Origin of the sequence: Stieleria sp. (assembly GCF_041595215.1) — a bacterium.
GTDB lineage: Bacteria > Planctomycetota > Planctomycetia > Pirellulales > Pirellulaceae > Stieleria > Stieleria magnilauensis.
Window position 1 is genome coordinate 1 of record NZ_JBFHKV010000891.1, and the last position, 3,653, is coordinate 3,653.

At 61.0% G+C, this 3,653-nt stretch carries 3 protein-coding genes and 1 pseudogene; all 4 read right to left on the reverse strand.

Translation table 11 applies throughout. The features are described 5' to 3' along the window. Nucleotides 1-574: pseudogene (locus tag ABX749_RS25780) on the reverse strand (hypothetical protein); the annotation flags it as partial. Next, nucleotides 571-1,005: a biopolymer transporter ExbD gene (locus tag ABX749_RS25785; RefSeq protein ID WP_145209090.1), complete on the reverse strand. Its 435-nt coding sequence runs from the start codon at nt 1,003-1,005 to the stop codon at nt 571-573. The pseudogene ABX749_RS25780 and the gene ABX749_RS25785, both read right to left, overlap by 4 nt. Nucleotides 1,006-1,080: 75 nt before the next feature. Beyond that, nucleotides 1,081-2,187 carry a MotA/TolQ/ExbB proton channel family protein gene (locus tag ABX749_RS25790; RefSeq protein WP_372898534.1) on the reverse strand — a complete coding sequence of 369 codons (1,107 nt, stop codon included), beginning with the start codon at nt 2,185-2,187 and terminating at the stop codon, nt 1,081-1,083. A gap of 13 nt (nt 2,188-2,200) precedes the next feature. Next, a partial coding sequence (locus tag ABX749_RS25795) for a tol-pal system YbgF family protein (protein WP_372898535.1) occupies nt 2,201-3,653 on the reverse strand: 1,453 nt, incomplete at its 5' end.

The window sequence follows — 3,653 nt, forward strand, 5'->3', positions numbered from 1 at the left end:
GTTCCAGTTGCGATTGCAACAAATGATCGAGCGATGCATCGAGGTCCTGCGCGATCTGTTCCAGCGCGGGACTGATCTCACTGGGCGAGGCCGTCGCCAATGATTCCGGCGTCGGCGGCGGTTGATTTGGTGTCTGCGGTTGTTCTTGCGGTTCGATGTCCGCAAGCGAGTCGTCTGCAACGGGCTCGTCGAACGGTTCGGCCAACAGGTCTTGCAATTCGGCGACAGGCAACGGCTCGATCGACGGTGTGTCCACGTCGCCGGATGCGTCGTCGACTGCCAGGTCTGGATCGAAGGTGGAGAACGTCAGGGATTCGACACCGTTTGCGATCGGATCGACTTCCTGTGCCGATGATCCGCCGTCATCCTGTGCCTGGTACGGCACCAAATAAATCAGGACAGCGTGCAGGGCCACCGACAGGACCAGGCAGATGGTTCCGGCGGCGCGTCCATCGCGCTTGGCCCGACGGAACAGCCAGATCGTGATCGCCAACAAAACGACTGCGGCGATGGCGACGGCGTAGATCAGTCGCGGATCGTCCCACAGGCCCGTGATTTGACTGATCAGATTCAACGGAGCATTCCTCCGCCTCCGCCCGCATCCACTTTCACCGCGATTCCGATTTGGGCGACGCCCGACCGACGGACGGTGTGGATCGTTTCGGCGAACCCTTGCAGCGACCCCGCGCTGTCGGCCCGCACGACGACTTTCAGATCGGGGTACTGGGCATATTGCGACGCCAAGATTTCGGCAAGCTGTTCGTTGTTGACCACTTGTCCGTCGAGCAACACGTTTCCATCGGCCGTCAATTCAACGACGCGTTCATCGGGGACACGTGAGATGGCATGCATCGGACCGACCGACGGCACCGAGACATCGATCCGGCTTTCCGATTCGCTGAATTTGGTGCCGACCATGAAAAAGATAACGAGCAGAAACACGACGTCGATCATCGGCGTCAAGTTGATCGTCACATCGTCGTCGGATCGGTTTCGTTTGGCCATGAGATTGTTTAAGTGGCGTAAGCTTCCAGCTTGCGTTTCAGCCTGATTGGCAAGCAGGATGCTTACCCCACGTTGTTAGGCGGCTTTTCGTTTTTTGTTGCGTTGGGATCCGGCGTCTTCGAGACCTTCGGCGGAGATGCAGTCGATCACACGTTGGCAAAGTTTTTCGATTTCGCCGAGGTAGCGATCGGATTTGCTGCTGAAATACATGTACGCCAAGTAGGCGGGGATGGCGACGGCAAGTCCACCGGCGGTGGTCATCAGCGCCATGCTGATTCCGCTAGCGAGTGTTTCGGGGCGTCCGATCGAGTTCTGGTCGCTGATCACTTCAAAGGCATCGATCATGCCGATCACGGTGCCCAGCAAACCGATCAAGGGAGCGACGTTGCTGATCGCGTGAAAGACGCGCAGGTATTTTTTCAGCCCATCGGAAACCCGATCGCCGGCGTCCATCACGGCCTGTTCGATTTCAAACATCGGCCGCCCCCAGCGACGCAATGCCGCTCGAAAGACTTCACTGACCGGGCAGTCAAACTCTTTGCACAACTCCGTCGCTTCGTCATAACTGAGCACGCCGTCTTCGACACACTCGGTAAAACGACGCACAAACGGACGCGGGATCACGCGACCGCGTCGCAGTGCGATCAGACGCTCCAAAGACAGTGACAAGACGACCAGCGAACAGATCGCCAGCGGCAGCATCAACCAACCGCCCGTCATGACCTTGCTGACAAACGCGGGAGTTTGAAACCAACTCGCACCGGCGTCATCGGCAGCGGTTTCGTCGCTGCCGATCTGCCCCGTCGCAGTCCCTTCGGCGGGCAGCGCCGGGATACCGCTCTGCGTCGACTGCGGTTGGCCCTGTCCGCCAGGTTGCATGGCGGTACGAAACGCGGGCTGCCCCGGAGTCGCCGAATACTGGGGCTGGTTGCCGTATTGGCTGGGTTGAAACTGGCCGCCGAACTGAGCGTTCCTGAATTGCGGCTGCGTTTGGGCGAGTTGCGTTTGGGCTTGGGCCAAATTAATCGTCGACATCCACCACAGCATGCCGAGGGCCAAGACGACCACCGGCAGAATGTGAGAGATCAGTCCGGCCAGTCGCCTCGGTCGCCGCTCCGGTCGCAATTGGACCTTGGAACGCGATTTTCGGGACGACCGTTTTTTTGAGTCAGAATGTTTCATCGATTGGCGTGAATCAGCGTCGCAAACTTGGGGAAGGGTAAGACGCGGCGTCGTCAGGTGAGTCGTTCGGTGACCCGTTCTGCGGGCTTCCGTTGCCGGAACCACCGGCCGCAGACCGTGCGGCGCCTGGCAATACCGCCATCCGGCGTCGTGCTTCGGTCGCGTAGGAACTGTCGGCGAAACGGCCTAACAGTGCTGAGTAGCAATCTCCGGCCTCGCGTGTCAGCCCCAATTGCTCAAACGACTTGCCGGCTTGAACCAGCGATGCCGCCACATAAGGGCCTCCGGGGTCCAAGCCTTCGACCTTGCGATAGTCGTCAATCGCCTTGGCAAACTGACGCTGCATCAAGTGGGTTTCGCCGATCATCCATTGGGCACGTCCACGCAGCGCCGGTGTTGCGTCGGGACTGCGAACGACACGTTCGTAAAGCGATCGCGCGCCGGTCAAGTCGACTCGCCGGACTGCCAAATCGCCAGCCAACAGATCCACCAACGCGACTTGCACGCCGGTCGATTGGGATGCTTCTTCGCCCAACGCAGCTCTCACACGCTCCAGTCTCCGCGCGGCTTCGGCGACGTCGGCATGGGCCACCGCAGACTCGGCACAACGCAGCAACGTCGCAAAATCCGTCGCGCCGTGATGGTCCACGACATGCGCCCACCATTTGGCGGCCGATTGCCCTCGATCGGTTTGCGTCAGGGCCTCGGCGAACAATCGATCGACGTGAACGCTTCTGCGATCGTCTGCTGCGTTCAACCCCGTCGACTCGGCTGCCAATGCCAGCATCGACCAACGCCCCGTTCTGCCGGCCCAGCGGCACGCTGACTCGCGAGCCATCGGGGTTGAATCCACCAAGTCACCGGAGATCAACGTCGCCGCGATCTGTTCGGCAAACCCAGCGCTGCCCAGTTCCGTCGAATCGTGCAGCAGGACAGCAACCCGCTGCCCCGTTTTGTCTTCGGCCGCCAGTCGTTTCAGCAAGGCATCGAAGCGTGGCGGCGGCAGCTTCGGGCCGGCGAACAACAACGCATGGCTGATCAAGTCCGCCGACAATTGTTGCGGTTGTCCCTGCTGGACCACCCAATGCATGAGGGAACCCCAGAGCGGTGAAGTCGGGTCGGGCGGATCGGTCGAAAGCGTCTGCAGCACCATCTGGTCGGCGCTGTGGCTCGATGGCCAACGCTGAAGCAGGTCCGCAATCGCAAGCACAGCCGCCTCCTCGTCGTCGGCCTTCTGCAGGCATTGAATTCGCATCGCCGCCGCGCTGGCGGCGTCGGCGTGCGAGGGGTAGGCGTCGATGAATTGCTGCAGTCGATCCGCGGCGGCAGGCATTCGATCGGGCTGCATCGCAGTCGCCCAACCCAAGCCCAGCATCGCCAAGGCGAGATCGCTGCCGACCGCGTCGTCGCCGCCGGATTGCGTGGCCAAGTCGACGATCCGGCCGTAGAGAGCTTCGGCATCGGCA

Excerpts from the sequence above, each read along its gene's own strand:
- ABX749_RS25790 (WP_372898534.1), bottom strand. The coding sequence starts at position 2,187 with ATGAAACATTCTGACTCAAAAAAACGGTCGTCCCGAAAATCGCGTTCC.
- ABX749_RS25785 (WP_145209090.1), bottom strand. The coding sequence starts at position 1,005 with ATGGCCAAACGAAACCGATCCGACGACGATGTGACGATCAACTTGACG.